Here is a 302-nt window from a genome sequence, read left to right on the forward strand (position 1 = left end):
CAAAGCCATTGCCTTTGGCGATTTTTCTTATTATTGGATTGCGGATCGTCAGGGTCGTACCTTCAAACGTCTGAATGAACTCTATGCCAATAATGGACAGATTGGTTTTCTTGCTTCCCAACGTGTGGATGGTAAGTTAGTCCTACCTGAAGCCGTTAAGACTTTAACTGTGAAGGCTAAGTAATGATGGTCAGTTTAGTAGAAGCAAAACAGTATCTCAAAGTGGAACACGATGATGAGGATGGACTGATTGAGCAATTGCTTGAAACTAGTCAACAACTCTGTGAAGATATTTTGCGACA

Annotated in this window: 2 protein-coding genes; both read left to right on the top strand. The window is 41.1% G+C overall.

The features are described 5' to 3' along the window. Positions 1–184 (top strand): phage major capsid protein (locus C1G53_RS11115; RefSeq protein ID WP_105118678.1); only part of this gene is annotated, 184 nt, incomplete at its 5' end. A gap of 2 nt (positions 185–186) precedes the next feature. After that, the coding region (locus tag C1G53_RS11120) for a head-tail connector protein (protein ID WP_192873131.1) at positions 187–302 on the top strand (116 nt) is incomplete at its 3' end.

Source organism: Streptococcus suis (genome assembly GCF_002960445.1).
GTDB lineage: Bacteria > Bacillota > Bacilli > Lactobacillales > Streptococcaceae > Streptococcus > Streptococcus hyiners.